General features: G+C 44.1%; 22 protein-coding genes and 2 pseudogenes. 12 read left to right on the top strand and 12 right to left on the bottom strand.

Annotated elements, in window-relative coordinates:
* Positions 1-84: 84 nt before the first annotated feature.
* The 3 genes and pseudogenes from A8140_RS17100 to A8140_RS25665 all read left to right on the top strand — a co-directional run bounded on the left by A8140_RS17100 (position 85) and on the right by A8140_RS25665 (position 3009).
* The gene (locus A8140_RS17100) at positions 85-1095 is read left to right on the top strand and encodes a DUF1254 domain-containing protein (RefSeq protein ID WP_005534865.1); all 1011 of its coding nucleotides are present in this window, start codon (positions 85-87) and stop codon (positions 1093-1095) included.
* Positions 1096-1672: 577 nt separating this feature from the next.
* On the top strand, positions 1673-2674 hold the full coding sequence (locus A8140_RS17095) for a M26 family metallopeptidase (RefSeq protein WP_005534867.1): 1002 nt from the start codon (positions 1673-1675) through the stop codon (positions 2672-2674).
* Between the two features lie 83 nt (positions 2675-2757).
* Positions 2758-3009: pseudogene (locus A8140_RS25665) on the top strand (Ogr/Delta-like zinc finger protein).
* A 284-nt stretch (positions 3010-3293) separates the two neighbouring features.
* Here the strand turns inward: A8140_RS25665 and A8140_RS17085 are convergent.
* The 5 genes from A8140_RS17085 to A8140_RS17065 all read right to left on the bottom strand — a co-directional run bounded on the left by A8140_RS17085 (position 3294) and on the right by A8140_RS17065 (position 9110).
* Positions 3294-4337: a GMP reductase gene (locus tag A8140_RS17085; protein ID WP_005534869.1), complete on the bottom strand. Its 1044-nt coding sequence runs from the start codon at positions 4335-4337 to the stop codon at positions 3294-3296.
* Positions 4338-4789: 452 nt separating this feature from the next.
* Positions 4790-6325 carry a bifunctional ADP-dependent NAD(P)H-hydrate dehydratase/NAD(P)H-hydrate epimerase gene (locus A8140_RS17080; RefSeq protein ID WP_005534871.1) on the bottom strand — a complete coding sequence of 512 codons (1536 nt, stop codon included), beginning with the start codon at positions 6323-6325 and terminating at the stop codon, positions 4790-4792.
* A 109-nt stretch (positions 6326-6434) separates the two neighbouring features.
* A complete protein-coding gene (locus tag A8140_RS17075; RefSeq protein ID WP_005425904.1) occupies positions 6435-6875 on the bottom strand; it encodes a PAS domain-containing protein in 441 nt (146 codons plus the stop codon).
* Positions 6875-7879, bottom strand: a complete 1005-nt coding sequence (locus A8140_RS17070) for a response regulator (RefSeq protein ID WP_005534873.1) — start codon at positions 7877-7879, stop codon at positions 6875-6877. The genes A8140_RS17075 and A8140_RS17070 overlap by 1 nt, the downstream gene beginning before the upstream one ends.
* Positions 7880-8201: 322 nt before the next feature.
* Positions 8202-9110 (bottom strand): aldo/keto reductase, encoded by a 909-nt coding sequence (locus tag A8140_RS17065; RefSeq protein ID WP_005534874.1) that lies wholly within the window; start codon positions 9108-9110, stop codon positions 8202-8204.
* A gap of 96 nt (positions 9111-9206) precedes the next feature.
* Here A8140_RS17065 and A8140_RS17060 point away from each other — a divergent pair, with 96 nt between their 5' ends.
* Positions 9207-9626, top strand: coding sequence for a helix-turn-helix domain-containing protein (locus tag A8140_RS17060; RefSeq protein WP_005534876.1), 420 nt, complete (start codon positions 9207-9209; stop codon positions 9624-9626).
* A gap of 11 nt (positions 9627-9637) precedes the next feature.
* Here A8140_RS17060 and A8140_RS17055 read toward each other — a convergent pair whose 3' ends face one another.
* Positions 9638-10198, bottom strand: coding sequence for a hypothetical protein (locus tag A8140_RS17055; protein ID WP_033000504.1), 561 nt, complete (start codon positions 10196-10198; stop codon positions 9638-9640).
* Between the two features lie 662 nt (positions 10199-10860).
* Here A8140_RS17055 and clcA point away from each other — a divergent pair.
* Both clcA and A8140_RS17045 read left to right on the top strand, forming a co-directional pair.
* Complete coding sequence (gene clcA / locus A8140_RS17050; RefSeq protein ID WP_005534879.1) at positions 10861-12267, top strand: H(+)/Cl(-) exchange transporter ClcA; 1407 nt, start codon at positions 10861-10863, stop codon at positions 12265-12267.
* Between the two features lie 241 nt (positions 12268-12508).
* Complete coding sequence (locus tag A8140_RS17045; RefSeq protein WP_086015992.1) at positions 12509-13474, top strand: TDT family transporter; 966 nt, start codon at positions 12509-12511, stop codon at positions 13472-13474.
* 44 nt (positions 13475-13518) lie between these two features.
* On the opposite strand, the gene folE is transcribed toward A8140_RS17045, so the two are convergent.
* Entirely contained in the window at positions 13519-14172 is a 654-nt protein-coding gene (gene folE / locus A8140_RS17040) for a GTP cyclohydrolase I FolE (RefSeq protein ID WP_005373478.1), read from the bottom strand.
* A 286-nt stretch (positions 14173-14458) separates the two neighbouring features.
* Here folE and moeA point away from each other — a divergent pair, with 286 nt between their 5' ends.
* Positions 14459-15694, top strand: coding sequence for a molybdopterin molybdotransferase MoeA (gene moeA / locus A8140_RS17035; RefSeq protein WP_005534883.1), 1236 nt, complete (start codon positions 14459-14461; stop codon positions 15692-15694).
* 9 nt (positions 15695-15703) lie between these two features.
* Entirely contained in the window at positions 15704-16453 is a 750-nt protein-coding gene (gene moeB, locus A8140_RS17030) for a molybdopterin-synthase adenylyltransferase MoeB (RefSeq protein WP_005534885.1), read from the top strand.
* Between the two features lie 348 nt (positions 16454-16801).
* On the opposite strand, the gene luxG is transcribed toward moeB, so the two are convergent.
* The 3 genes and pseudogenes from luxG to A8140_RS17015 all read right to left on the bottom strand — a co-directional run.
* A complete protein-coding gene (gene luxG, locus A8140_RS17025) occupies positions 16802-17521 on the bottom strand; it encodes a flavin mononucleotide reductase LuxG (RefSeq protein ID WP_231708898.1) in 720 nt (239 codons plus the stop codon).
* Between the two features lie 224 nt (positions 17522-17745).
* A complete protein-coding gene (gene luxB / locus A8140_RS17020) occupies positions 17746-18720 on the bottom strand; it encodes a luciferase subunit beta (protein WP_005534890.1) in 975 nt (324 codons plus the stop codon).
* 26 nt (positions 18721-18746) lie between these two features.
* Positions 18747-19078, bottom strand: a pseudogene (locus A8140_RS17015) (luciferase subunit alpha); the annotation flags it as partial.
* A gap of 796 nt (positions 19079-19874) precedes the next feature.
* On the opposite strand from A8140_RS17015, the gene A8140_RS17010 reads away from it, so the two are divergent.
* The 4 genes from A8140_RS17010 (at position 19875) to A8140_RS16995 (ending at position 23740) form a co-directional block, all read left to right on the top strand.
* Entirely contained in the window at positions 19875-21980 is a 2106-nt protein-coding gene (locus A8140_RS17010) for an LruC domain-containing protein (RefSeq protein WP_005535820.1), read from the top strand.
* Positions 21965-22417 (top strand): hypothetical protein, encoded by a 453-nt coding sequence (locus tag A8140_RS17005; protein WP_005535822.1) that lies wholly within the window; start codon positions 21965-21967, stop codon positions 22415-22417. Before A8140_RS17010 ends, A8140_RS17005 begins: the two co-directional genes overlap by 16 nt.
* Before the next feature lie 137 nt (positions 22418-22554).
* Complete coding sequence (locus tag A8140_RS17000; protein ID WP_005535824.1) at positions 22555-22854, top strand: hypothetical protein; 300 nt, start codon at positions 22555-22557, stop codon at positions 22852-22854.
* 55 nt (positions 22855-22909) lie between these two features.
* Positions 22910-23740, top strand: coding sequence for a sulfurtransferase (locus A8140_RS16995; RefSeq protein WP_005535826.1), 831 nt, complete (start codon positions 22910-22912; stop codon positions 23738-23740).
* Positions 23741-23936: 196 nt separating this feature from the next.
* On the opposite strand, the gene A8140_RS16990 is transcribed toward A8140_RS16995, so the two are convergent.
* Both A8140_RS16990 and A8140_RS16985 read right to left on the bottom strand, forming a co-directional pair.
* Positions 23937-25232, bottom strand: coding sequence for a glycoside hydrolase family 18 protein (locus A8140_RS16990; protein WP_005535828.1), 1296 nt, complete (start codon positions 25230-25232; stop codon positions 23937-23939).
* A 126-nt stretch (positions 25233-25358) separates the two neighbouring features.
* Positions 25359-26360, bottom strand: a complete 1002-nt coding sequence (locus tag A8140_RS16985) for a sugar-binding transcriptional regulator (protein ID WP_005425961.1) — start codon at positions 26358-26360, stop codon at positions 25359-25361.
* Between the last annotated feature and the right edge of the window lie 343 nt (positions 26361-26703).

Below are 26703 nucleotides of genomic sequence, written 5' to 3'. Positions count from 1 at the left end.
ACTTTCAATAGTCACGAGTATATTTGCAACATCCCAAGGTATGAACTAATTTTTCTAAGTATTATCTATGAAAAGGAAAAAATTATGAAACCTGTTTTTTTTATTTTAAGTTCTTTGATTCTATTTAGTGTCAAAGTAAATGCTAAAGAAAGTGAAAATATAGTTACATTTGAGAATTACCCATATGTTGAATCGACTATTGAAATATCTAATTATCAAAATTTAGCTGAAGGGGTTAACAAATGGTATCATTTTAGAACTCCGACACCTCTAGATAATCAGCCTACTATTAGGATGAATAGAGATACTTTATATAGTATGGCCACTATCGATGTGTCTCAAGGAGCTAAAGTAACTTTACCCGATGCAGGGGAAAGATATATTTCACTAATGATAGTGAACGAGGATGGTTACACAAATAAAGTATGGTATGGCAAAGGTGAATATGAGCTAAATAAAGATGTAGTTGGAACAGATTATGCCTTTGTTATAGTCAGAATTTTTTTGGATAGCAATGATAAGAATGATGTGACCACGGTTAACAATTTACAAGATAATCTTAAAATCGAAGCAGCGAGTGATATCCCATTTGAACCAAAAAATTGGGATATGACAAGTTATCACAAGGTTCACGAAACACTTATTGATATGTTTCAGCTTCTTCCTAACACGTTGGGTGCTTTTGGTAAAAAGGAAAACGTTGACCCAATACGATTTATCTTAGGTAGTGCAGGTGGTTACGGTGGGTTACCAGAGGAAGATGCATTCTACATGAATGTGAGCCCAGGACTGAGTGATGGAAAGTATGAAATGACATTAAAAGATGTACCAGTTGATGGCTTTATTTCGTTCAGCTTATACAACAAAGAAGGTTTTTTCTTTCAGTCTGACAGTGGCCTTCCTAGCTTAAACAATGTTACAGCTCAAAAGAATCCGGACAATAGTTTTACAGTCTACTTTGGAGGGTGTGATACTCGTAAAATAAATTGTTTAGCACTTACAGATGGTTGGAATTTTGTTGTGAGACTCTATCAACCAAGAAAAGAAATTTTAAACGGAAGCTGGAGTCTTCCAAGTATTAAAAAATCACAATAATTAATGTAGTTATCAGAGCTGTGTTAAAGCAGCCCTGATAACTACTAGTTAAATAACCCCATTATGAAAGACAAAAAAGGCGGTCTCTAAAACGGTATAGCATTATAAAACCTCACAATAATTTATTACCATGGGCTTATAAATTTGATAGGCTTCTAGTGTTATATGAGAGTAGTTTGTCATTAATACGACCACACCTTCTTGATTAACCTTTCCTTCAGCCATACCCCCAACCCTCAACTATACTATCCCCTGTTCATCTTTTTATTCCTAAAGGACTAACGGCTAGTTAACTCTCTACCACGATAGCGAATTTCATTGAAATAGAATTGCGACAAAATGAATTCGAAAACACTGCAGGTGAGCAGGAGTGCGTTTTACGTGGATTAGGCATAGTTACCTTAGCTCTTTAAGAACCGACCTCATATTATTTGACCATTCTCACTACCCGCTCCACCCACATATGCAATGCGTGTCACATAAAGGTATTAAGTAATCTCACTTAAATATACATATCAATTAAACATCTTTATATTCGCATTGACTATACAAGCAACTCATAAAAATGGAATCAGTTATGCTAAAAAATACCCTTTTATTATCAAGTTTTATATCTCTAGGTGCTACAGCTTCACCTATTCAGATTGACAGCTGCGAACAGTTGCTCAATCTTGAAGACAAAACCAACTCTGATTACGTGTTACTTCAAAACATTGATTGCTCTGGTTTTATTCATACCGAGCCAAAGTCGTTCGCCGGGAACTTTGATGGTAATGGTTACGCGATATCAAACTTAACAATTTCAGCGGCCAAAGGTGATGTGGGATTATTTTCCAGAATTAATGCTGGGGAAATCAAAAACCTTACCATCAGTAATTTCCAAATAAATACACAAGACAAAGAAGCCAAAACCGTTGGAGCTTTGGCCGGGTTACTAAACGGCGGGCTTATTAAAAACGTTACAATTACCGATTCAGCAATTTCAAACGCTGTAGGTTCTTGGGCTGTAGGTTTGCTTGTCGGTAGAGCCGATAGTGCTATGCTACAAGATATTGTTGTTCAACATAGCGCATTAAGTTCATCCACAGATTCGAACAAAATTGGGGGCGTATCAGGTTGGTTAATAGAGGGCGCTGGCGCAAACAACATTAAGGTTAACGATGTTAAAATAACTGTCAAAAATAGTGGTTTTAATTACGTTGGTGGGATATTTGGAAATGTAAAACAAACAAAACTTGAATTGCTTGATATAGCAGATAGCTCACTTAAAAGAAATGATTTAGGAAAAAGTGGGAGAAACGGGCTTTTAGTAGGACAACTAGATAAATCAACCATCACCAATGGCAGCGTCGTAAACGTTGTCCATAATCTAGTGCTTGGTAAATATAACGGTATTGCGGCTGGAACAATTTTACAGTCAGCAGATGATGAAGTTTTACTCGATAGCATCTCTCACAATGATGTCGATAACTCATTACAGTGGCATTACGTTAACCCGAAAGAGACTTATAGAACTAACAATCTGTATCTCAATTTGAGTAACGAATCTACATTACCACCTTCTGTGTGTCGCTACTGAGCGTAAGTATTTAGCTTTCATAATAAATAATCAGTACAATTTAGTGCCATGAGCATATCATTTAGATAGGTTCATGGTGCTATATGAGAGTAATTTGCCAGGAGTGTAGCGAGAAAGCCCGCATACTAAAGCCAGGCCGTATTTCAGCAGGATATGGCGATTTATATTATAGTTGTGGTGACCCTGAGTGAGACCATACCTTCTTAATGAATCTCTCTTTCAGCCATACCCTTAGCCCTTCTGCTAAAACGACTTCAAAAAGGGCCTTTAGCCTAGTTAGAGCACTAGGCCCAGAACAACAGAAAGAGCTGAAACAACAGCTCTCGATGTTATAGCTTAAATTCATAGGGCTATCCGACTCATCGGCCATTTGAATAACCATCTTAATGGCTTTCACCCTGTTCGCTATCAAGCTTGCCTTGATTATCAGCGACAACCAATCCCATCAACGGCTGTCAGTTTCTGTAGTAATTGCGCTGAATATAATCAGTGTATTTTTTCTACCTTTACTTGAGTAACTGCTATTTACCGTATCAGCCTTTTGGCATTTCGTTTTTTGATCAAAAAAAGAGCCGCAAACTGCGGCTCTTAATCTATCTAATTCTATTTAAGCAAAAGCTTATTCTTTACCGAATACGTTGTTTTCTTGCTCTTGTACGCGGATGAAGGTAGTACGCTTGGTTAGCTCTTTAAGCTTTGCTGCACCTACGTAAGTACATGTTGAGCGAACACCGCCAAGGATGTCTTGGATAGTACCGTGAACGCTGCCACGGAATGGTAGAAGTACGGTTTTACCCTCAGCTGCGCGGTAGCCAGCAACACCACCAGAGTGCTTGTCCATCGCGCTCTTCGACGACATGCCATAGAATTTCATGAACTTCTTGCCGTCTTGTTCGATCACTTCACCGCCTGACTCTTCGTGACCTGCTAGCATACCGCCTAGCATGACAAAGTCAGCGCCGCCGCCGAATGCTTTTGCAACGTCACCCGCACATGAACAGCCACCGTCACCGATGATCATGCCGCCAAGGCCGTGTGCTGCATCACCACACTCGATGATTGCAGAAAGTTGCGGGTAACCAACACCTGTTTTAACACGTGTAGTACATACAGAACCTGGGCCGATACCCACTTTAACGATGTCTGCGCCCGCTAGGATTAGCTCTTCACACATGTCGCCAGTCACTACGTTACCTGCAGAGATAACTTTGTCTGGGAATGCAGCACGTACACGTTGTACGTACTCGACTAGGTGCTCTGAGTAACCGTTCGCGATATCGATACAGATGAAGATAAACTCATCAGAGATCGCCATGATGTCTTTGGTTTTTTGGAAGTCTGCTTCAGACGTACCCGTAGACACCATAACGTTGTTTAGTGTTGCTTTATCTGCTGTTTTCGCAAACTCAGCCCAGTCTTCTACTGTGTAGTGTTTGTGAACAGCAGTCATTACACCATGCTCTGCTAGCGCTTTCGCCATTGCGAAGCTACCAACCGAATCCATGTTCGCCGCAATTACTGGTACACCAGACCATTGACGGCCACTGTGCTTGAATGTAAAATCGCGGGTTAAATTTACTTGAGAACGGCTCTTAAGGGTTGAACGTTTCGGGCGAAACAGTACATCTTTGAAACCTAACTTAAGTTCTTGTTCGATACGCATTGTGTAATTCCTTGATTCATAAGTATATGTGTCATCTCAGAGTGCGTAGTGAAGTCGTTGGCAGACGAGTTCACTGTTCTTCGGACACAAAAAAACCGGAGCGTTGGCAGACGCTCCGGTTTTCAGCATTATAGGTCGTGATTTATTTCCTACAAGTCTGATATTTGAATTTTTTTTGTGATACCATCTTGGAAATCGCATATCAAAAACACCTCACCACGCTCCAAATTCATAACTTTATTAACAATATCAGACAGTTAAAACCAATCTCCATTTAATCGTTTGCGCAAGCCTTTGCGTTAAACAACAGGAATTTTACCGTTCAACCTCTCATAAACGCTCAAAATTACACCAAACGATACTTATTAGTCGGTTTGTACAAGAATAATTTTCTAATTTTTTCACGTTTCACATCACTTTTCTGCCACTTTTTTGAGTGTATCAAGCACGCTCTAGCCCTCTGTAACGTTTATAGCGCATCGAAGTGATTCAATAACATCACTTGCCAATAACCCAATTTCACCTTTTTGTTGAACATTAATGTCCGCAGCATGACTATGAAGCATCACTCCCAAACGTGCAGCAACAGCAATAGGTAACCCTTTGGCAAGCAGCGCGGCAATCACACCAGAGAGCACATCACCCATTCCACCACTTGCCATTCCCGGATTCCCAGCAAGACACACGTACATTCTTACCCCATCATAGATAAGCGTCCCTGCGCCCTTAAGTACAATGACACCGCCATAACGTTCATGGAGCTGTCTCGCGGCAGCAAAGCGGTCTTGCTCTATTTCCTTAGTTGAGACATTAAGTAAACGGGCTGCCTCTCCTGGGTGTGGTGTCATCACGCGCTGTTCATCTCGTAGAACCACGACATCATTACGCTGATTCAGCATCGCAAGAATATTGAGTCCATCAGCATCCACGACCTTAGGTTTGTGTTGCTGAGATAAGAGCTGGTATGCCTGATGCGCCCATTCATCCTCACCGAAACCAGGACCGAAAGCCAAGACATCCGCCCAACGTGTCCGTTTAATCAGTTCGTTATCTACCTCTGTTAACTCATCAAACGTAATAGCCTGACTCATGACTTCTGGAGAGCCAACTTGCAATGGCAATAAAGAGCTCGGGTGTGTCAGAGCAGCCGTAAGTCCTGCGCCTGTTCTTACTGCTGCTGAGGCGCACAAACGAATAGCGCCAGACATGCCTTGATTACCGCCTATACATAAAAGCTTGCCATTATTACCTTTGTGGGCTGTGGCTTTTCTTTTTGGTAGTAGCCTTTTGATGATTTGATGGTCGATGCCCAACGCACTTTCTTCTTCAATCGACTCAAACTCAACCTTTACACCTAAACCAGAAAAATGCAGCTCACCGACGTAGTCTCTCGCCTGCCCTGTGCATAAGCCTTGCTTCACACCAATAAAAGTCACCGTATGATCAGCTTGTATGGCATCTCCGAGGACGGAACCTGTGTCTGCACTTAACCCCGAAGGAATATCGACTGAGATGACTGGACAATGAATTTGATTAACTTGCTCAATGTAGCGACGATACTCATGCCTTACTTCACCAGAAAGCCCTGTACCAAGCATGGCATCGACGATCACATCCGCCTCTAATAGTGCAGTGTGCCAATCATCCCAAGAACTATTCTCGCCATCCACAGACTGCCAATCTTCAAACGCTCGCAACGCATCCCCTTTCAATGATGTAGTGTCACCTAGCTGGAAGACACGAACATTCAACTGTGCCTGTTTTGCGAGAGTGGCAAACACATACCCATCCCCACCGTTGTTCCCTTTTCCGCAAACCACCAGCACAGTTCGAGCCTTTGGGTAAAGGTGGAGAAATCGCTCGTAAACCGCCATGCCAGCACGCTGCATCAAACTGTACATTGAGACTCCAGCCATTTGAGCTGCGATCACTTCTCCATTTCTGACTTGCTCTGCGGTATAGAGCTTGAGGGCGAGATTAAAATCCATAACGATATTCTACGGTTCAAAAGACACGATTTAAGTATACGAAAAAGCCGAGGCGAACCTCGGCTTTTGCGCGTTTATTTTCTCAAGCTTTATTTTTGCCGTTGCAACATCAAGTTTGCTGCTGAGACATCAAAGCTTCTGCCGTTGCATCTTGAATCGACAAAAACAGTGAGTTGATTTTCCCTGTTGGGGTGCGCATTGGGTTAAGCGTCACGTTTTGATACATGAACTCCGCTTGTTGCGTCACTGGTCGAACGTTGCGGCAACGGAACAAATACGGACGCTGGCGCCATGTGATGAAGCTTCGACACCCTAAATCATAAACAGGCTTGGTTTTTAGCTTGAACCACTCTTGTGGGATCTCAGGAAAGATATCAAAGATTGAGCGCCCAATGGCTTCGTGAGATTGTAAGCCGCTGTGGTGCGTCATAAAGCCGTTCCACACTTGAACGTTGTAGTCTTTATCGATCACAACTAAACCCATGTCGACATTCTGCACCATGTCGACCATCCAATGGAATTGTTCAAATTCTGCAGGTAAGTTCAGCATTAGAAATCCTCCATTAGGTACGACAATTTGTTATCCAGCAACGGCAGTGACTCATCAACAAACATAAACAGTAGGTCACAACGGATGGAAGTGCCTTCAATGTTGTAGCTGACCTCAAATGTCATGGTTCGGCTAAATGCACCAGTTGTCGACTCGATAATAGAATCGATGGAAATATGCTGACCAAGCAGCACTGGTGAGCTCTGGAAAAAGCGGACTTCAGACTGCTCGCCCAAACCATTCAAGAATGACCCAACCAAGATATTGGATATGTCCATCAACAGTTCTAGCTCTTCCAACTCTTCACTGTCTGCTGGCACCTTCATCAGTTTCTTAAGATCAGAAACACTGGAGTCGCTTAGGATCACTAACGCTTCGCCAGCGATGCCTTCACCACAAAAGCCTTGGCAAACACCGGAGACGTTATCGTGAGAAGCTAAATCTCGCAGCGCCATGTGCAGCTCACTGACTTCAAAGATATTCACGTTTGGAAGAGGGAGCTGAACAAACACATCAAAGTGGCGAGCTAGCGCGTCGGCCGCACGACCAATAGAGACGTTGGCCACTTCCATATAGATGTCGCGGCGACGCAGAATGGGTAATTCAATCGTGGTAGGAGTAATGACTTGGGGACGATCATTAGGCTCTATCAGCTCTTTTAACGTCGCCTTAAGCTCATCTTTACCAATAGGCTTTTGGATAAATGCTTTCGCACCGAGCGCAAAGACACGCTCTTTCGCTTTAGGTTGAATATCACCAGACACAACCACCACGGGCGTTTGGATACCCAAGCATTTCATGTTTTCTAATGTTTCAAAACCGTCCATTTCTGGCATGGTGAGGTCGAGAAACATCAGCTTGAATTCTTTTTGCGCCAACTCTTCAAGCGCATTTTTACCATGAATGGCAAATGTCACGTCTGCATTCAATGTTGCTGGCAGTGATCTTGCCATCTGCTTGCGTGCTAACGCTGAATCATCACAGATGAGTACAGGAAAAGACATTCTACCACCTTTAATATTCAACAATCTGCGCAGGAGTCTAACAGATTGATACCGCCTATAATACGAAGAAACTGACGAGGAGTTTTTTCTTTGTTGTTTACTGGGTAAGCATACGCAATATGAATAGATGAGTGAACCAGTGAAACAAGAAAATCCCGAATTCCCTATACATTTAGTGACATTGCGCAGGAGTGATTAAAACTTCTACAGAGCTTGATACGCAAGGGGTTGCCTTTATTGGCTCCTGCTCTTTTAGCTGAATAGTAAATAAAAAAAGGCACCCGATGAGAGCGCCTTACTTTTCGTTTGATTATTGTACTTTCTATGGCACACCGTGACCTTTTGATGCTACCCAAACTCGATACCATTGCTCACGAGTGAGTTCAATGTTCAAAGCATTCACTGCTGCTTGAACGCGCTCAATTTTACCAGAACCGATAATTGGCATTGGTTTAGAAGGTAAGCGACGAACCCAAGCGTAAATGACTTCATCAATGCTGTTTGCACCCACTTCTTCTCGAATAGCTTCCAGTTCGTTCCGAACACGAACCGCTTGCTCTGTATCACCAGTGAAAATGGAACCACCGCCCAAACATGACCATGCCATTGGACGAACACGATGTGTTTGAAGTAGATCTAACGTACCATCGTGTGCCACTTCAAAGTTCAGTGGGTTTATTTCCACTTGGTTAGTCACAAGAGGTTTGCTTAAACGAGATTGTAGAAGCTCGAATTGACGAGGCGTGAAGTTAGAAACACCAAGGTGCTTAACCTTACCCACTTTATGTAGCTCAGAGAACGCTTCTGCAACCTCATCTGCGTCCATCAACACGTCTGGACGGTGAATCAGTAGAACATCAATCTCTTCGACTTTTAGGCGCTCAAGTGAGTTATTTACGGATTGGTAGATGTGCGCTGCACTCGTATCGTAGTAGTTAATCTTACGTTCTGGCGTTTTGTCACTACATAAATTGATGTCGCACTTCGTCACGATCTGAATTTGCTCTCGAACGCTCTTGTCTAGTGATAATGCTTCACCAAACAACGCTTCACATTCGTAATTACCGTAAATGTCAGCGTGATCAACGGTGGTAATACCTAACTCAATGTGTTGCTTTAGGAACGACAAACGCTCTTGCGCTGTCATGCCCCAATCTACTGCACGCCAATATCCTTGAACCAGCTCAGAAAACTCTGGACCGTTTGGTGCAGTCACTACTTTTGCAACCATGGGTTTCTCTCCTTTTCTTAATCTGCATTCATCCTAGTCTTGTTTTACCGCTTGCTCAACGGGTAAACTTTCGCAATTCGAACTGGAGTACGAAATATGTCTTTTGCCCAACGACTCGCCACGTTAATTGGCGAGGAAAGCATCAGCGGTTTTGCCCGACGCGTCGACGTCTCCGAGGCTTTAATTCGCAAATACCTCAAAGGAAGCGAACCCAGCTTAACCAAAGCCAACCAAATCGCAATGCGAGCCAACTGCTCATTGGAGTGGCTAGCCACCGGCTGTGGCTATTTATACCGTCAGGCAGAGGTTGTGGATATGGAAGCCTACAAACTTGCCTTCCAGCACGTCATGAGTGGAACAATCTCTCAGGTTGAAGAAGCACAACATCGCAAACTGATTGCGGGTTACCAGTATCTGCGTGCTCATAAAAAGTCGGATGGATTTTTGGACGAGTCCGCAATGGCTAAATTTTTAGCCTTGCACCATGAGAATAAAACGGAAACATCAGAGAGCTAAAGCATGGCACTTTAGAAACGAATCACCTTTAGCTTAATCATCTCGCCATCACTGTTTAAGGTGACGTTTAATCTTGGCGCTGGAGAACCAAACTCTTGTGCTAAAACCCAATCAATGCGACGTGGTACTTGCTGAGGGTAGCGGTTGATAAATAGGACCAGTGCTTTATCGACCACTTCTGGCGAGTTGTGTTTTAATGCTTCAGCAACATCGTACTGCTCACCTTGTATTGCTATTCGCTTCATCACCAATCCATCTTTTCTCAGGTTCAGTGTCAGCTCACTTAGATTTTGCGGTTGGTAGTCCGTGAGAAAGATTAGACGTATTGCTTTTGCCTCTGTTGTTGCTTCTCCATAGAGATGTTGCTGATAGTAGTGAAAGTGATCCAAACAGAATGCACCTGCACTTTCTTGCGCCTCACAGGTATACCACTCTCCGCCCTCTTGCAAAGTCTGTTGGACCTCAACGACAGATGCGTCCGATAATATAACTTGCCACCATGCCCCCTGCGCATAAGCAGTTTGCGTCAATAAACAGAGGGAGAGCAACGAACAAAAAGAAAAACGCAGCATGGCCTTACTATTAAGCTAACTCAAGAAGATGAATAAGAGCTTTATCTTTGCTGTAAGTCGAGCGAGAAGCAAGGTGTGATGTCGAATTTCAGGTACAAAAAAGCGGACCTCCTAGTCCGCATCAATCTTTGTACAAAGCCTAAACTGCGTAATCCATCACGCTGAGAACCATCACAACAAACTGAACACTATACTGTTTAAATTTATCAACATTGCATTCTGTTTTTTTGTAGGGAATGGAACGTTCAGGATCAAGCAGGCATTAAAAAGGCGCACAGTGCGTGCGCCTCTGCCTCGTGACTCAATCGTGAGTATGCGAATCGGGATGACTATTGATGCGTCCCGAACAAATGACGAGGAATTTCTGTAGGGTTTGAATCCATCCAAATTGTGTGTAAAACCTCACATCCCTCCTTCTGAAGCAGTCATGTTGCTTTACACTTAAAGCATGGTTCATTTCGCTCAGAAAACAAGTTTTACCAATAAAAAAATAGCGCCGAATATGGAACCAATAGCACAATATTAATCAATATTTAGACAATTGATACTTGAACCGCTCAATAGTGGAAAGCTAAATTGCATCTTTATTGATTAGGTCTAGACTCTCCGAGGCGTATAATTTCTTTCGTCCCTTCCAATTAGTAGTCTAGGAGAATCTGTTAATGACCAAACGCGAGAGAATTGTGAAATCTGTGTTAGCGCACGTACCGAAAGATGCGATTAACCAGTTTGTCTCTCGAGGGTCAACGCCAACATCATTTTCCGTCCTCTTTATGGCCGCAATCGTTGGTACGCTAGCAGGCCTTGTTGGAACCTACTTTGAAATTGCGGTTCACTTTGTATCCGAGACTCGTACCGAATGGCTAAAGAGTGAGATCGGTAGCGTACTGCCTTTGTGGCTCGCTGCGATTTTGATCAGCGGCGCGTTAGCGTTCATCGGTTACTACCTTGTGCACCGTTTTGCCCCTGAGGCATCAGGCTCGGGTATTCCAGAAATCGAAGGTGCAATGGATAACATTCGCCCCGTTCGTTGGTGGCGAGTGATCCCAGTAAAATTCTTTGGCGGTATGGGTGCACTTGGCTCAGGTATGGTACTGGGTCGCGAAGGTCCAACAGTACAGATGGGCGGTGCGGTTGGCCGTATGGTTACAGACATCTTCCGTATAAAGGACGATGATACCCGTCACTCTCTATTGGCATCCGGTGCCGCCGGTGGCTTGGCGGCGGCATTTAACGCACCGTTGGCAGGCATCATGTTTGTGGTTGAGGAGATGCGCCCTCAGTTTCGTTACTCTTTGATTTCGATTCGCGCAGTGATCATCTCAGCCATCATGGCAAACATTGTGTTTCGAGCCATCAACGGTCAAGAAGCCGTTATCACCATGCCACAATACCAATCTCCTGAATTGCAATCGTTGTGGTTGTTCCTGCTTCTCGGTTCTTTGTTCGGCGTGTTTGGTGTTGTATTCAACAAACTGATAACCATTGCACAAGACAGCTTTGTTGCATTGCATAAAAACGACCGTAAACGCTACCTAATCACTGGTACCATTTTAGGCGGCGTATTTGGTCTGTTGCTGCTTTACGTGCCACAGCTTACCGGTGGTGGTATTGGCTTGATCCCAGATATTACCAATGGTAATTACTCGATCTCGATTTTAGTCATGCTGTTCGTTGGTCGCGTGATTACCACCCTACTTTGTTTCGGCTCTGGTGCGCCTGGTGGTATTTTTGCACCAATGCTGGCGCTTGGTACTCTCTTTGGCTACGCATTCGGTGCCAGTGCAGACATGCTGTTGCCTTCACTGACTATCGAGCCGGGTGTATTCGCAATTGCAGGCATGGGGGCGCTATTTGCAGCAACAGTGCGTGCACCGATTACTGGTATCTTGCTGGTTATCGAGATGACGAATAACTACTACCTAATCTTGCCACTCATTATTACCAGTTTGGGCGCAGTCATCGTAGCGCAGTTACTTGGCGGACAACCGATTTACAACCAATTGCTACATCGTACGCTTAAAAATGACAAGCTACGTCAACAAGACCTACCAGAAAACCAAGCATAAGTTGATATACCCAAGTAACTTCGAGATGCTTGGCTAAACAGGCTCCAAATTATCTTTCATAAAGAACCATGATTTGGAGCCAGTAATTTTGCATTTTTACATCTCTCTACAAAAATAACCTATCAAACTCACAAAATTCCCACTCTCTGATATTTACTTATAATAACTAAGGGTAAGAAGCCGTTAAACTTGTTAGTATTCGCGGCTCAAATAGAGTAAATCACCCAATCTCGGAGTAGTTTTGAACTGGAGAAGACTTGTGCAGTTTTATAGTGTCCCGCCATCACAAGCGGCGCTGGCACTAGGCATGATAGGGCTTGGACAAGCTTGGGCTTTATATCTCCCAGAGATTGGTGAGCCAATCAGACCATTCCTTGCTGCACTCGGAGCACTGCTTCTTACCCCTGTTCTGCTGAAATACGCCACCAGCCCTCGCCTATTCATGACGGACATCAAGCACCCGCTGAGCGGCAGCTTAATGGCTCCGATGAGTATGGCGTTACTCATGCTTTGCGACTACCTTGCTGCGGTTGCGCCCATCATAGCTTATCCACTTTGGTTTATGGCGGTGTTACTGCACTTTACGATGATGGTGTTGTTCTTTGGTTTCCAGATCATGAACTTCAAGATATCGAACATTGTGCCAAGTTGGTTCTTATATCCTGTTGGTTTGATCAGCTCTTCCCTTGCAGGTTCTCAATTCGGCCATAATGTATTTTCTGAAACCTTGGCAATGATGTGTATTGGCATTTACTTCTTTATGTTGCCATTAGTCCTTTATCGCCTTGTGTTCTTTGGTTCTCTTCCGCGTCGCGCACGCCCAACATTGGCGATCATGGCAGCTCCGGTGAACTTGTCTTTAGCAGCTTATTTGGTCAACTTTGGCGAGCCAGATCCGATACTAACAGGCGCATTAGCAGGCATCGCAATCACTATGACGTTGTTGATTTACCTGTGTTATTTCCGTTTGATGCGCTTGAAGTTCCAGCCATCTATTGCTGCAGCAACCTTTCCTTCTGTTATCAGCGCGATTGCGATGCATCGTCTTACCACTTTTTTTGCAGAATCTTACCCACAGTGGCATTGGTTACATGATTTTGGATTTCTTGAATTGAGTGTTGCCACCGTGCTCGTGATTTGGGTTTCCGCTGGCTATGTAAAAATATACTGGCCAGAACTCATCAGCACACCCTCCAAGCAAATGTAAAAAAGGATGGCGTTTGCCATCCTCTTAGAATATTGCTTTGTTACTTAGCGTAAACCGTGCAGAAACTCGGCACGCGTTGCTGGGTTGCTTTTGAAGATGCCACCCAATGCTGTTGTCGTCGTTTCGCTGGTTGCATCCATCACACCGCGAGATTTCACACAGTAATGTGTTGCATCAATCGTCACTGCCACATCATCAGACTCAAGCAACGTTTGAAGAGCAACAAGAATCTGCTGAGTCATACGCTCTTGAACTTGTGGACGCTGGGCAAAGAAGCGAACGATACGGTTGATCTTTGATAAGCCAATGATCTTGCCACGTGGGATGTAAGCCACAGCCGCCTTACCATCAATGGTCACAAGGTGGTGTTCACAAGTACTGGTCACTGTAATGTCCTTCACGCGAACCATCTCGCTCACGTTCATCTTGTTTTCAATCACCGTGATTTTAGGGAAGTTAGAGTAATCCAGACCAGAGAAGATTTCGTCAACGTACATCTTAGCAATGCGGTGTGGGGTTTCTTCTAGGCTATCGTCGGTAAGGTCAAGTTGAAGTAGACCTAAGATCTCACGCATGTGGTGTTCGATCTTCTCTTTCTTCTCTTCACGACTTACGTTGTTTGGACGCATTGGCGTTTCCAAACCGCGTTGCTCTAGCGCTTCTTTTACTAACTTCGCTGACTCGCTAAGACCTGACATTCCACTTCCTCTTTTGTTACTTCAGCTTTAATACAAACCCAATCAAAATTGCATTCATATTTTTCGCTTTGAGTTGCTCAGTTCGTGTCTTCACACCAAGGCACATCAAATGTAGGTACTGAGCTGATTTTCTTGAGCTCCGCAGGTTTTTTACCCCTTTCGGATGGCTGACAAGGATACTCGGATTTTTGAATAATTACACCCATATTTTATAGGTGGACATTCTTACTCGGTCCCCTTTTTATGGTAAAGTTGCCACAAAACAAAAGAACACAGGATTTTCTCAATGGGCTGCTGCGACGCACCTGGCTTGATGCCAATTGAAGAAGCGATGGACAAAATGCTATCGCGAATCAAACCTATCCAAACTACGCTTTCTCTTCCACTTGCTGAAGCACTCGGTTTTGTACTGGCAGAAGACATCTTGTCTCCTATTCACGTACCGCCATTCGATAACTCAGCAATGGATGGTTACGCAATTCGCATTCAAGATCTTGAGTCATCTTCTGTATTGCCTCTAGCAGGTAAATCATTTGCAGGACAACCTTTTGAAGGTGAATGGCCACAAGGTACCTGTGTTCGCATCATGACTGGCGCAAAAATCCCTGAAGGTTGCGACGCCGTTATCATGCAAGAAAACACAGAAGTGACGGATGCTGGCATTCAGTTCAACCAAACTGACGTGAAGCCACAAAACAACATCCGCCCAACAGGTGACGACATCAAGCAAGGCGACATCGTGCTTGCACAAGGTGCACGTTTAACACCTCGCGATATTCCGATGATTGCGTCTCTTGGTGTAAGCCATGTGACGGTAGTGCGTAAACCAAAAGTTGCTTTCTTCTCTACTGGTGATGAACTTAAACCACTAGGCGAACCATTAGACGAAGGGCAGATCTACGATAGTAATCGTTACGGTATTAAACCGCTTATTGAGAGCTTCGGTTGTGAGGCGATTGATCTTGGCATCATTCCAGATTGCCCAGAGACTCTGAAAGCAACTTTTGAACAAGCGCAAACGTTGGCTGATGTCGTTGTTACCTCTGGTGGTGTTAGCGTCGGCGAAGCGGATTACACCAAGGACATTCTTGAAGAGCTTGGTGAAATAGGTTTCTGGAAGCTAGCAATCAAGCCGGGTAAACCTTTCGCATTTGGTAAGCTAAGTACAGCTTGGTTCTGTGGTCTGCCGGGTAACCCGGTTTCCGCCGTACTTACCATGTACGTACTTGTTCAACCAATGCTGGCAAAACTTGCAGGCCATACAGAATGGAAAGCACCTGAGTCTATTCCTGCAACAACCAAAACTGCCTTTAAGAAAGCGCCAGGTCGTACCGATTACCAACGTGGTATCTACACATTGGAAGATGGTAAGTTTGTAGTTGAAACAACCGGAAACCAAAGCTCTGGTGCATTCCGCTCCATGAGCCTAGCGAACTGTTTTGTTGTGTTAGAGCGCGAGCGCGGCCGTGTTGAAGTAGGTGAAACGGTTCAGATCCAACTATTCAACTCAACCCTATACTAGGAAATCGTTGTGGATATTCTTTCCGATCAGGAAATGCTGCGTTACAACCGCCAAATCATTCTTCGTCAATTTGACTTTGAAGGGCAAGAGGCGCTCAAACAAGCGTCTGTATTGATGCTTGGTGCTGGCGGCTTAGGTTGTGCATCAAGCCAATATTTGGCCACTGCCGGTGTCGGTAAAATCACGCTGATTGATGATGATATCGTCGAGTTGTCTAACCTTCAGCGCCAAGTACTGCATCACGATGCGGATATTGGCCGTAAGAAGGTAGAGTCGGCGGCAGATGCATTACGCGAACTTAACCCGCACATCATTGTAGATACCATCGCAAAGCGTCTTGATGATACCGAGCTAAAAAGCTTGATCGAGCAGCACACAATTGTTGTTGATGCATCAGATAACGTAGATACGCGTAATCAACTTAACCGCCTATGTTTTGCGACCAAAACACCGCTAATTTCAGGCGCCGCCATTCGCATGGAAGGCCAAGTGAGCGTGTTTACTTACGATGAACCAGCGCAACCATGTTACCAGTGCTTGAGTGCCCTTTTTGGCAGTGGTGCGTTAAGTTGTGTCGAAGCCGGAGTCATGGCGCCTGTTGTTGGTATTGTTGGCGCATTACAAGCGATGGAAGCGATTAAAGTGATAGCTGATTACGGCCAACCAAAGAAAGGCAAAATTCTGATTTTGGATGCGCTCAGCATGTCTTGGCGAGAAATGAATCTGATGAAAATGCCAACCTGTCCGGTTTGCAGCTAGCAGGTTTGCAACTAACCACCCTATATCAATAAGCCCGCTTTTGCGGGTTTATTTTTGACTTCTGCAAAACAAAAAAACCGCCCGATAAGGGCGGAAAGTCAGCTAGGCGACTGAACAAACAAAGGAACTTTAAATACTAAGAGCAACTCACTTCAGACACTGAGCTACTCTCATGTTCATTTCTCAGGTCGATGCCCGTTTGATAATCGACGATATCTTCAATAGTGAGTACTGGCATTCCATGGCGCATTGCTCAAACTTCTGGCTGAGCATCAATCGCTCTTGACTAGATTACTATACCCATCAAGTGGTGACGTTGATCTCATAGTTTCTTCTCCTTGATACTAATTACAAATAAGCGAACGCATCCGCATAAAGTTGCTCTGGTTCTGCCCCTCTTTTGTCACAGAGCCAGTCACGAGCGACTTCAACCATTTTGCAAGGACCACACAGGTAGATATCGAACTCAGATAAGTTACGGAAGTCACTCATCACACAATCCAACACCTTTCCTTGCTTGGCATATTGGGGGCAAGTTGATATTTCAGTGACTGGTACGTAACTGACATTTTTGTTTTCAAGCGCAATATCCACCAGTTCGTCATGCACATACAGGTTATCCATATCCTTGGCACCCCAATAGACGTAAATCGGCTGGGTAAACCCTTGCTCCAAGCTATTTTTCAAAATACTTAGGGTGTAAGACATACCGGTCCCGCCTGCGATCAATAACAAGGGTTTAACACTCTCATCACGCAGCCAAGCCTCGCCTCGCGCCTCACTTACTTCAACCATGTTGCCGCAAATCCACGAATTCGTGAGTTCTTCCATCACAAGCGTATTTTTCTTACTGATATCTGAGCCACCAATATGCAGTTCTAAAAACTCTCCATTAGAGGGACATGAGGCTATAGAAAACGGTAAACTACCAAAGCTTAAACTGACGTTAATGTACTGCCCAGCCCTAAATTCAAAAGGCTGATCCGGCTTGAGCAATACTCGGAATATGAAGTTAGTCAACGGCTCAATTTTTTCTATCGAACATAACATCTCAGTTGCCTCCTTCATTATTAGCTGTAAACGCTTGAGACATACTGAGAGATCTCCCCTTGATACCCCGCGTCTGAGGAGTTACCGTGAAAATCAAGTCATTGATTTCTATCCTCGCTGCGATATTTTCCTGCTTAACCGCTGAAAGTACGTCCATATAAATGCCTCTATTAGTTAGCGCTATCGCGCGAAAAGAATGGTGATATAAGGGGCATCGCTGCCCCCTCGGCATCGTTTAAACGTTACGAGTGGTATTTGACGATGTTGGCGTTTACTACATCGATAACCGCTCTTTGCTGCGCTTTATCTTCAATCGACTCAAAAGACATCAATAAGTCCGCGGCACCACAATATTCAATCGCAACTCGCGCTGCCTGAGTACTTTCTTCATAAGTACCGATGGCATTTTCTGACAACAGCTCTGCCATTTTTTGCTCAAATTCGGTATTTGGGTAAGATTCACGGACAAACTCTTCCAAATACAGGCGTGCTTCTGCCCTTGCTGCTTCACCATCTACATTTTGGTTGACCAACAACGTCAGCTTGTGTTGAACCTGGCCAACATCGACACCATGTGCCTGAGCAACTTCATGGTACAAACCGGCGTATTCTTTTCTTTGCGCGTTTGAGTCGTCCCATTTAAACACAAGTGGAAGCCCTAACTTAGCCGCCCATTCAACCACTTCTTTGCTCGTCGCATTCACAAATTGCGCAGGACCGCCTTCAGTGTAAGCGTGTGGGTTAACAGAGATTTTAGGAAAACTATAAAAATCATTGTTTGGATGGCAGTACCCAGTAGTGAATGCATCATTGATGATCTTGTGACACTCACTGAACAACTGAAACTGAGAATCCGTTGGTCGATTAAAGAAGCGCATATCTGCACTCTTTTCACAATCACTAAAGCCAAAGACAAAACGGCCTTCACTCATTTGGTCGAGTAGACACGCTTCTTCCGCCACACGTACGGGATGATGTGTTGTAATAACGTGATTCAACGAAGCCACTTTGGCGTTCTTTGTCATACCAAGTAAAAAACCAGCCACTGTTAATGGGGCACCAACCACACCATTGTTCGAGAAATGGTTTTCGTAAACAGCCAACGTGTCAAACTTCAACTGATCTACGTAATGTGCGGTATCTAACATTTCTTCAATGACTTGATCAGAAGAACACTTTGAATTCATAAAATTGAGGAAGAATAATCCAAATTTCATGTCTCTTTCCTTTTAGAAAATATTAATTACTGTTTTTCTTTGAGATATGGCATCACATCGAACTGGAATAGCTTCATAGATGCGATAATTTCTTCTTCAGAACCGTTTACTTCAAAACCAAAACAAATATTGTTAACACCCGTCGGATCGATATCTTGCTGGATAATCGCTATACTCTCTCCAGGCGTTTCTAATGGATTGATTACATAGTTGTAATTAATTAGGCAATCAGTGCCTGTGTTGCCTTTCAAAACAAAATCACACCATTGGTCTTATTACAGTCATAAGCTTTTGTTTGGTCAGAATCGCCAAAGATATTGATGACCTTCACACATGATTCGTTCCAATGATTCAAGAAGCAACCATTTCATCCACATAACTAATTAATTTTTTACAAGTGTCCTATCCGATGTATGGCACCAATACAATAAGAAAATGGAACGAGAAACTGAATGATTCGGCTCAACGCCAACAGAACTCACCTTGCATTAGCCATTCATCTTGTATAGGCGTAGAGCCAAATTCGGTATAAATAATGTCGTAGCGAACTCTTAGAGCAAGGGAGCACATTTTTGATTTCTGAACATTAATGTCTATCCTCATATTTTCATAGTTAATTTAGAGGTTTCAACCAAATATATTAAACAGATCATATTAGTAGAGATTATTATCATTCAATTTAACTGTAGTTTCATTTATTTATAATTGATTATAACATTTAATAGTTACCTAACTTTCAGATACTTAGTTTTTGGCTTTATCAGCAAGTTAAACATTAAGGGAAATATACTTATAAACATTGCTTAATGTTATTAATGCTCTCTGCAAAATTATAAAGAAGTATTGATATTCAAGTGGTTGTTACTTCTAACGTTAACTGTAGTTCTTCAATATTACTCTCTCTGAGAACGCACAAGACTGATGAGAAATGTTCTCGATTGCGTACTCGCGAGCTGGATGTGTGACGGTGTATGCGCGCAACTCTGGCAAAGCGCCGGTTTTGAAAACCAATTTATCCGCTTAAACCGAAAGTCATTTTGAGATTCATATTTGAAAAAATGAATAACAAAAACCTAAAATATTGATATAGCAAATATTGTCAGTTGGCACACTCCTTTCATTGCTTACATACCCAATTAACGATAGGGCGAATTATGAAAGGGACATTATTGCTACTCGGGCTTATTGTGGCGAGCACTTATGCTCAAGCCGCGCCTTTCGATACTTGCCCAAGTAAAGCATACCTATTTCAGTCGATCCCGGTTCAAATCTATGGCGTCAACTTGGTTACGGGCTCTACTACTCTATTAGAAGATGACACAGGTTTAGCTTCGGGTATTAACGGCGTGGGCTTTGACTTCACTGACCGTTACATTTACGGCTATGACACTACAAACAAGAAAATCGTTCGATTAGGTAAAGACTTTCAAGCTAAAACACTCAGTGTTTCGGGTCTGCCTACCGACCACACGTTTTACGTAGGTGACGTTTACAATCACGTGTACTACTTGTATCGCAAAGGAAAAGGCCTATTTTCCATTGACCTATCGCCGCTAGATTCTGATCCAAACGCGACGCTAAACATAGTTAGAATCACCTCAACAGCCAGCGTTAACCTGACAGACTTTGCTTTCCACCCGGGTGACGGCTCACTCTACGGCATTGATAACAACTCGGGCATCCTATACGAGTTCGACCCTACCAATGGCAACGCGAATGCAATTGGCGACACTGGCGAGACGGGTACATTTGGTGCTGGCTATTTTGATGTGAATGGCAACTATTATGTGTCACGTAACGAAGACGGTAAGATCTATCGAGTGGACCTATCTGAAGATAATGCAGCCAACATTGCTGCTGGTATTGTTCCAGCGGTTGAATTTGTCTCAAACGGCCCAAGCTCAAGCCAAAATGATGGTGCCCGTTGCGCTAATGCTCCGGTGACTGATGAAGATAATCCCGTCGATTTTGGTGACGCTCCTGATAGCTACAACACAACACTTGCTTCCAACGGGCCACGCCATGAAGTCGATGATGTCACTTGGTTAGGTGCTGTCGCGCCAGATGGTGACGCTGACGGTCAAGCCAATGACAACTCTGTGGGAACGGCCGATGAAGACGGTGTGGGTTTTGTTTCATCACTCGATCCCGGCTTAAGCTCCATTATCAATGTCACAGCATCCACTTCCGGGTACCTGTCTGCGTGGTTTGACTGGAACCGCGATGGCGACTTCAATGATGCTAGTGAACAAGTCTTTACCGACGAAATGCTCTCTGCTGGCAATAATTCTCTGCCATTCGTGGTTTCCACTGCCGCAACCCCTGGTGCTAGCTGGAGCCGATTCCGCTTCAGCCAACAAACGGAGTTGAATTACTATGGCGGCTCTACATCTGGTGAAGTAGAAGATCATCCAATTATCATTACTGACAATGGATGCACAATAGAATACTTTCCAAGCGTAGAAGGTTACGCGATCGTCGCTTATGAAGATAACTGGCCATACACTGCTGACTACGATATGAACGATGTGGTAATGAAGTTCCGTATCACCGAAACCAGCCATGCCGATCATGTCGAAAATATCCTAATTACCGGAGACTTAGCCGCTTACGGTGCGGGTTACAAAAACGGTTTCGCAATCAGGTTACCCGGAGTCTTAAGAACCGCCATTGAAAATAAACTCACTACGCTGTCCTTCAACGGTGTGGAACAAGCATCAAACGGTTTGGAAAGTATTTCTGACGAAGCAATTTTCATCATCAGTGAAGACTTGAGCACGCACGCCGAAAGCAGTTGCAACTATTTCAGAACCGAGCCTGGTTGTTATGACAGCGTTTCACTTACCTTTACACTGAATGTCTACTTCACCGAAGATTCGGACCGCTCAGCCATTCAAGCTATGCCATACGACCCGTTCATCTTTGCAACTCCGGGGACCTACCATGGTGATGGCATTACGTTCCAACCAGGTCGAAAGTGGGAAGTACACCTAGCTGACCAGGCACCAACAGAACAATTTGACGACCAAAACCTCTTCGGCGTCGGCGTTGATGCAAGTGACCCTGCACAAGGTAAGTACTTCAAAACCGCCAACAACTTACCATGGGCGCTATTGATAGTAGAGGATTGGAATTGGCCTCTTGAGCGTGTCGATATGGTGGACGCTTATCCTCAATTCCAAACTTGGGCAGAATCTGCTGGCGAACAAAGCACTGACTGGCATACGGCTCCAGCACCAAACAAATGCTACATTCCGTAGGAGATAGCAGCACCCCTTCGCCACCACCAAAACAAATTACAGTACCAGAGGGTGATACCAACGAAAATGAAGAGCCCGTTGAGAAAGAAGAGACAGCGGTACCGATAGAAGATGTGACAATGCAGGATCTTGAGGTACCAGATAACATTAGCTACAAATCTTTAAACGAAGGTAGCCTCAATGCAGACATCAATGGCTTCTCTTCACAACGTGCGCACCTCAGCGTTTACAAAGAGTTTGTTGAACACAGCTCGGGGGGCTACGACGCAAGATACCCAAGCAAGGTTGCTTCTGTCCCACTAGATAAAGGTACAGCGAACATTAACTTTAACGTCTCTGATAGCCAAGGCCGCCTGGTTGTTGAAATTTGGTTCTATGATGGCAGCGCCCCAATCCAGAGAGTCATTACTTCTGGTGACAGTTCTTGGGTCATGTAGCCAAATAGGAGTAAGGTCTAGAAAACGACCTTCCAATATAATTCCTCACTCTTTTACTTCAAAATCGCATCGTTCTTTTGAACATGCGATTTTTTTGTTGTAAAACAGTAGGGTTACTCATTCGACGGGAAAATACGTTGGACAATCCGAAAACCTTCATTTTGGTCTTTGTTGCTGCCATCGTCGCATTATGTCTGGCTCTGTGGCTAACATCTTCTGATGAAACACAGACCATTACCGCAACCGTCATTTCAAATACGTTAACGCAATCACTTGATGGTCAAAGACGTTATCTAACGATTGAATCGGAAGAATCAGGAATCAAACGCGTCGCTGTACCAATTTCCACCCATTGCCCTAAAGGTGCATTGGCAACATTCAGCCAACCAACAGATTCACTCTTCGAGCAACCGCTCACGTTTTTAAGCTGCGAATAAGCTTACTCTTCACATTTATCTCAGGCGTCATACTACTTTGAGGAAACAAAAGACGATGCAAGCACTGATCAGTACTCAAGAACTCAATAACCTACTCGACCAACCTAACGTCAAACTCCTCGACGCGAGTATTACGTTTCAAATCCCTTCAGAAGGTGAAAAAGTTAAAGATAAGTGGCTTCCTAATTCCCTACGCTTTGACTATGACAACGACTTCTGCTTACCTGATTCACCTCTGCCACATATGATGTCAACAGAAGAAGGCTTCAACCAAAGCGCGCGACAGCTCGGTTTGAACAACGAAGATTTGATCGTGGTATACGACAACTCAGGGACACTTGCTGCACCAAGAGCATGGTGGATGTTCAGAGCAATGGGTCATGAGAATGTTCGAGTTCTGAACGGCGGTCTTCCCGCTTGGATTAAAGCTGGGCTTTCTGTTACGAGTGCTTTATCGCAACCAAGCGGAAATGGAAACTTTTCAGGCAAGCTCAACCAAGAAGCGTTTTTGAACGCCCAAGCTGTACTTGCCCATTCAAATAACCGGAGTGCAAACATCATCGATGCAAGAGCCAAAGCTCGTTTCCTTGGTGAAGTGCCAGAACCACGAGAAGGGCTACGCAGTGGGCATATTCCAAATTCAGTTTGCTTACCGTTTCAAGAACTCTTAACCAACGGTCACATTAAACCGAATTCAGAGTTGCAACAGATATTTAGCGCACTAACAATAGATAGTGATAATTCAATCATTTTTAGTTGTGGCTCCGGTGTAACCGCATGCATTTTGTTACTTGCAGCGTATCAAATTGGTCTGGACAACCTGTCGGTGTACGACGGTTCTTGGACTGAATGGGGTGCAGATCATTCTTTACCTATCGAGCGTTAAGGCTAGGAAGTGCGGAAACTCGCCATCAACGTGATAACTTACTGCTTGTGGGTGTGATTTGATTCAGGGCTACTTCTATTCCAAACCATTGCCTTTTGAGCAGTTGATTAGCTTTGCCGAAGAGAACCACAACGAAAAAGCCGTCGAACAATAACGACGGCTTGATTTACGTAGTTACAACGTAAGGGGACAGAGACTAGTTCTGCATTTCCTTATACATCACTTCGACTAACTCTCCTTTCGGATCTCCTGACAGTTCCCATGTAAAGATTCCGCCTAAGTTAGATTGTTTCGCCCAGTCGGCTTTGGCTTTGATAGATCGCTGATCTTCAAATGAGATAAACACCTTCTTGTCTGGGTTCCATAAGTATGGCGCTTGAGCTTGCTCATCATATTTATACTCATATCCTTGTTTCGCACTGTAGTTCTTCATCAGATCCCAGAACATGAAGTAGCCATTCTCACCAGTACCAAACTGCGCGCCTTTCTCTGACAATAAGTCTTGAGTTGGTAAACCACCGGCAAAATCTTTAGTTCCTTGCCAACCGCGACCATAAAACGCGGCACCAATCACCAGCTTCTCACTAGGAATACCCAGCTCAATCATTTGATTAATGAACACGTCTGCGCCCATTCCCCACCAACTGCGGTCGGTCGCATGTAGGTTAGTCGTATGCCCTGTCTGTTGCCCCCAACCGCCAAGGAAGTCGTATGTCATCGCAAACATGTTGGTTAGGTAAGGCTGCGCCGCTTTCCAGTCAATGCCTGCCGCTTTTGGACCAACACCTACCGCGGTTGAAAGCTCGTACTCACGCTTGGTCTTTTTCGCTAGAGTATCTAAATCGCCACGCATGGTTTTAACTAGATATGTGAAAGCGTCACGTTCAAGCGCTTTTTGCTCATCTGTCAGCTTAGTATCTGGATTCCAAGGAGAAGTAGTCAAACCACCACCACCTGGATATTCCCAGTCCAAGTCAATGCCATCAAAAAAATCGTACTTTGCAATCAACTCGACCGCCGTTTTCGAGAACTGATCCATTGCTTGCTGGTTTTTAGCCATAGCGTGGAAAGGTTCAGACATGGTCCAACCGCCAAAAGAAGGAAGAATTTTTAGATCAGGATGTTGCTTCTTAAGTTCGGCCAATTGGGCGAAGTGCCCTTTATATGGAACGTCTACAGAGACCGGACCAAAGTCTTTTTCAAGTGCCGCCTCGGTATCAACCAAAATCGCCGTATACGGTTCTTTGCCTTCACAGTACTTTGCAACCAGCTTTTGAATATTTTCCGAAGCACCAGTGTGAGGACCACACATACTTAAAAATGCGTAGATAATGTGAGTCAGGTTATCAGCCGGAATGTCTTTAACCGTGTATGGGTTGTCTGTATTTGCGTACTGCCAATCGGCAAAATAGCCTGCCACGACTTTTTGCTCAGCTTGTGCAATACCTGTAAGCCCCGTAAATAAAGCAGCTGCGAGAAGTGTCTTTTTCATAATTTCCTCCAGAGTAATCAACTACAAATTACTCCTGAGGATTATTTTTAACTTGGAAACGAAATCAGGCTGCGAGTCATTTATAAATCCTCGCAGCCTGATTACATAGTTTGCATATTATTTGTGCTAAACCTCTGATGTACTGTTGCCGTGCATCTGCTCATCCAAGTTAAGAACCGTCAGTGCATTACTAACGCTGGTTGCAATAACATCTATCGCGCCAGTTCTTAAGGCCCCAAGTAGCGCCAATGGTTTACTGTTTTCTGCCGCAATCGCAATCACTTCTGCAATTGGACGAAATTCTTCAATACCTAAGCCGATGACTCGGTCACTCATTACTGTGTTTGCTACATCGCCGTGGATGTCAAAGAAGTCATAACCGGCAAAGTCCCCTACGACGCCTTGCATCAAACGGGATTGCACCACTTCATCTGGAGTAAACCAGCCAAGGTCAACCATGTAGCTGTTCTCACTCATATCACCGATACCAACAAGAGCGACATCCGCCTTGCGCGCCAAGTCCAGAGTCTGTTTAACCGTGGCGTTTTGCATAAAGGCCACCTTTTGCTCTCGGTTTTCAGCGTAGGCAGGGGCATACAGGGTTTCCGATGTGCCGCCGTATTTCTTGGCGAATTGTCGGCAAATGTGGTCCGCATTGTACATACCGCCACGAGGGTGAATCCCGCCAATACCGCACACAAACTTACAATCACGCGGAGTGATAACACCAATATGGTGAGCTACAGAAGAAACGTTACGCCCTTGCCCTACCGTCACCACCATGCCGTTCTTTAAAGTACTCGTCAGGTAGTTAGAGACCAAACCAGACACTTGGAGACGCTGCGCTTCTTCATTAGGTTGGTCCAAAGCGACCAACGCTCGTTTCACACCAAAGCGTTCGATGAGGCGCTGCTCTATCTTGGCGCTAAACACAGGGTGATATTTTACGGTAATCTCTACAATGCCTTCATCACGAGCCTGCTTCAGCATTCGCCCTACTTTGGCCCGCGATATGGAAAACTTTTTCGAGATCTCTTCTTGGGTCGCACCGTCTTGATAATAGGCAACGGAGATCTCAGTTAGTAAATCTGTGCTTTCAATAGAAATGTCTTGATTAGAACTGCTCATGTTTTTCTCGCCCTTTTTAGAGGATCGACATTGTATGCATTAGTGAGCATCCGCTCATTGACTTAGCATATGTTACCCTCCAATTTTACTGCAACATTTGCTCACTGCAATGACATTTTCTCACTACGTAATTTTATTAATGTCAGCACTGCTCAAGCCTTGAACAATAAGGGCAAACGTTTATTTCGGCGATGCTATGAACACGCAGCAAAAAAACGTTGATGAACATCACTTAAAGTCGGTTTCGGCGATTGACTTTCAGCATGGATCGGATAAATATGGATTCATCATTTACTCAGCTACCGATCAAATGTTCATAGCAAATGTTCGGTACCGAAATTTT

The organism is Vibrio campbellii CAIM 519 = NBRC 15631 = ATCC 25920, from assembly GCF_002163755.1.
Classification (GTDB): domain Bacteria; phylum Pseudomonadota; class Gammaproteobacteria; order Enterobacterales; family Vibrionaceae; genus Vibrio; species Vibrio campbellii.
This window is presented reverse-complemented; position numbering and strand designations above follow the sequence as displayed.

Bases quoted from the DNA above. Each gene is read 5' to 3' on its own strand.
- A8140_RS17100 (WP_005534865.1), top strand. From the start codon at position 85: ATGAAACCTGTTTTTTTTATTTTAAGTTCTTTGATTCTATTTAGTGTC.
- A8140_RS17095 (WP_005534867.1), top strand. From the start codon at position 1,673: ATGCTAAAAAATACCCTTTTATTATCAAGTTTTATATCTCTAGGTGCT.
- A8140_RS17085 (WP_005534869.1), bottom strand. From the start codon at position 4,337: ATGCGTATCGAACAAGAACTTAAGTTAGGTTTCAAAGATGTACTGTTT.
- A8140_RS17080 (WP_005534871.1), bottom strand. From the start codon at position 6,325: ATGGATTTTAATCTCGCCCTCAAGCTCTATACCGCAGAGCAAGTCAGA.
- A8140_RS17075 (WP_005425904.1), bottom strand. From the start codon at position 6,875: ATGCTGAACTTACCTGCAGAATTTGAACAATTCCATTGGATGGTCGAC.
- A8140_RS17070 (WP_005534873.1), bottom strand. From the start codon at position 7,879: ATGTCTTTTCCTGTACTCATCTGTGATGATTCAGCGTTAGCACGCAAG.
- A8140_RS17065 (WP_005534874.1), bottom strand. From the start codon at position 9,110: ATGGTTGCAAAAGTAGTGACTGCACCAAACGGTCCAGAGTTTTCTGAG.
- A8140_RS17060 (WP_005534876.1), top strand. From the start codon at position 9,207: ATGTCTTTTGCCCAACGACTCGCCACGTTAATTGGCGAGGAAAGCATC.
- A8140_RS17055 (WP_033000504.1), bottom strand. From the start codon at position 10,198: ATGCTGCGTTTTTCTTTTTGTTCGTTGCTCTCCCTCTGTTTATTGACG.
- clcA (WP_005534879.1), top strand. From the start codon at position 10,861: ATGACCAAACGCGAGAGAATTGTGAAATCTGTGTTAGCGCACGTACCG.
- folE (WP_005373478.1), bottom strand. From the start codon at position 14,172: ATGTCAGGTCTTAGCGAGTCAGCGAAGTTAGTAAAAGAAGCGCTAGAG.
- moeA (WP_005534883.1), top strand. From the start codon at position 14,459: ATGGGCTGCTGCGACGCACCTGGCTTGATGCCAATTGAAGAAGCGATG.
- luxG (WP_231708898.1), bottom strand. From the start codon at position 17,521: ATGAAGGAGGCAACTGAGATGTTATGTTCGATAGAAAAAATTGAGCCG.
- luxB (WP_005534890.1), bottom strand. From the start codon at position 18,720: ATGAAATTTGGATTATTCTTCCTCAATTTTATGAATTCAAAGTGTTCT.
- A8140_RS17010 (WP_005535820.1), top strand. From the start codon at position 19,875: ATGAAAGGGACATTATTGCTACTCGGGCTTATTGTGGCGAGCACTTAT.
- A8140_RS17005 (WP_005535822.1), top strand. From the start codon at position 21,965: ATGCTACATTCCGTAGGAGATAGCAGCACCCCTTCGCCACCACCAAAA.
- A8140_RS16995 (WP_005535826.1), top strand. From the start codon at position 22,910: ATGCAAGCACTGATCAGTACTCAAGAACTCAATAACCTACTCGACCAA.
- A8140_RS16990 (WP_005535828.1), bottom strand. From the start codon at position 25,232: ATGAAAAAGACACTTCTCGCAGCTGCTTTATTTACGGGGCTTACAGGT.
- A8140_RS16985 (WP_005425961.1), bottom strand. From the start codon at position 26,360: ATGAGCAGTTCTAATCAAGACATTTCTATTGAAAGCACAGATTTACTA.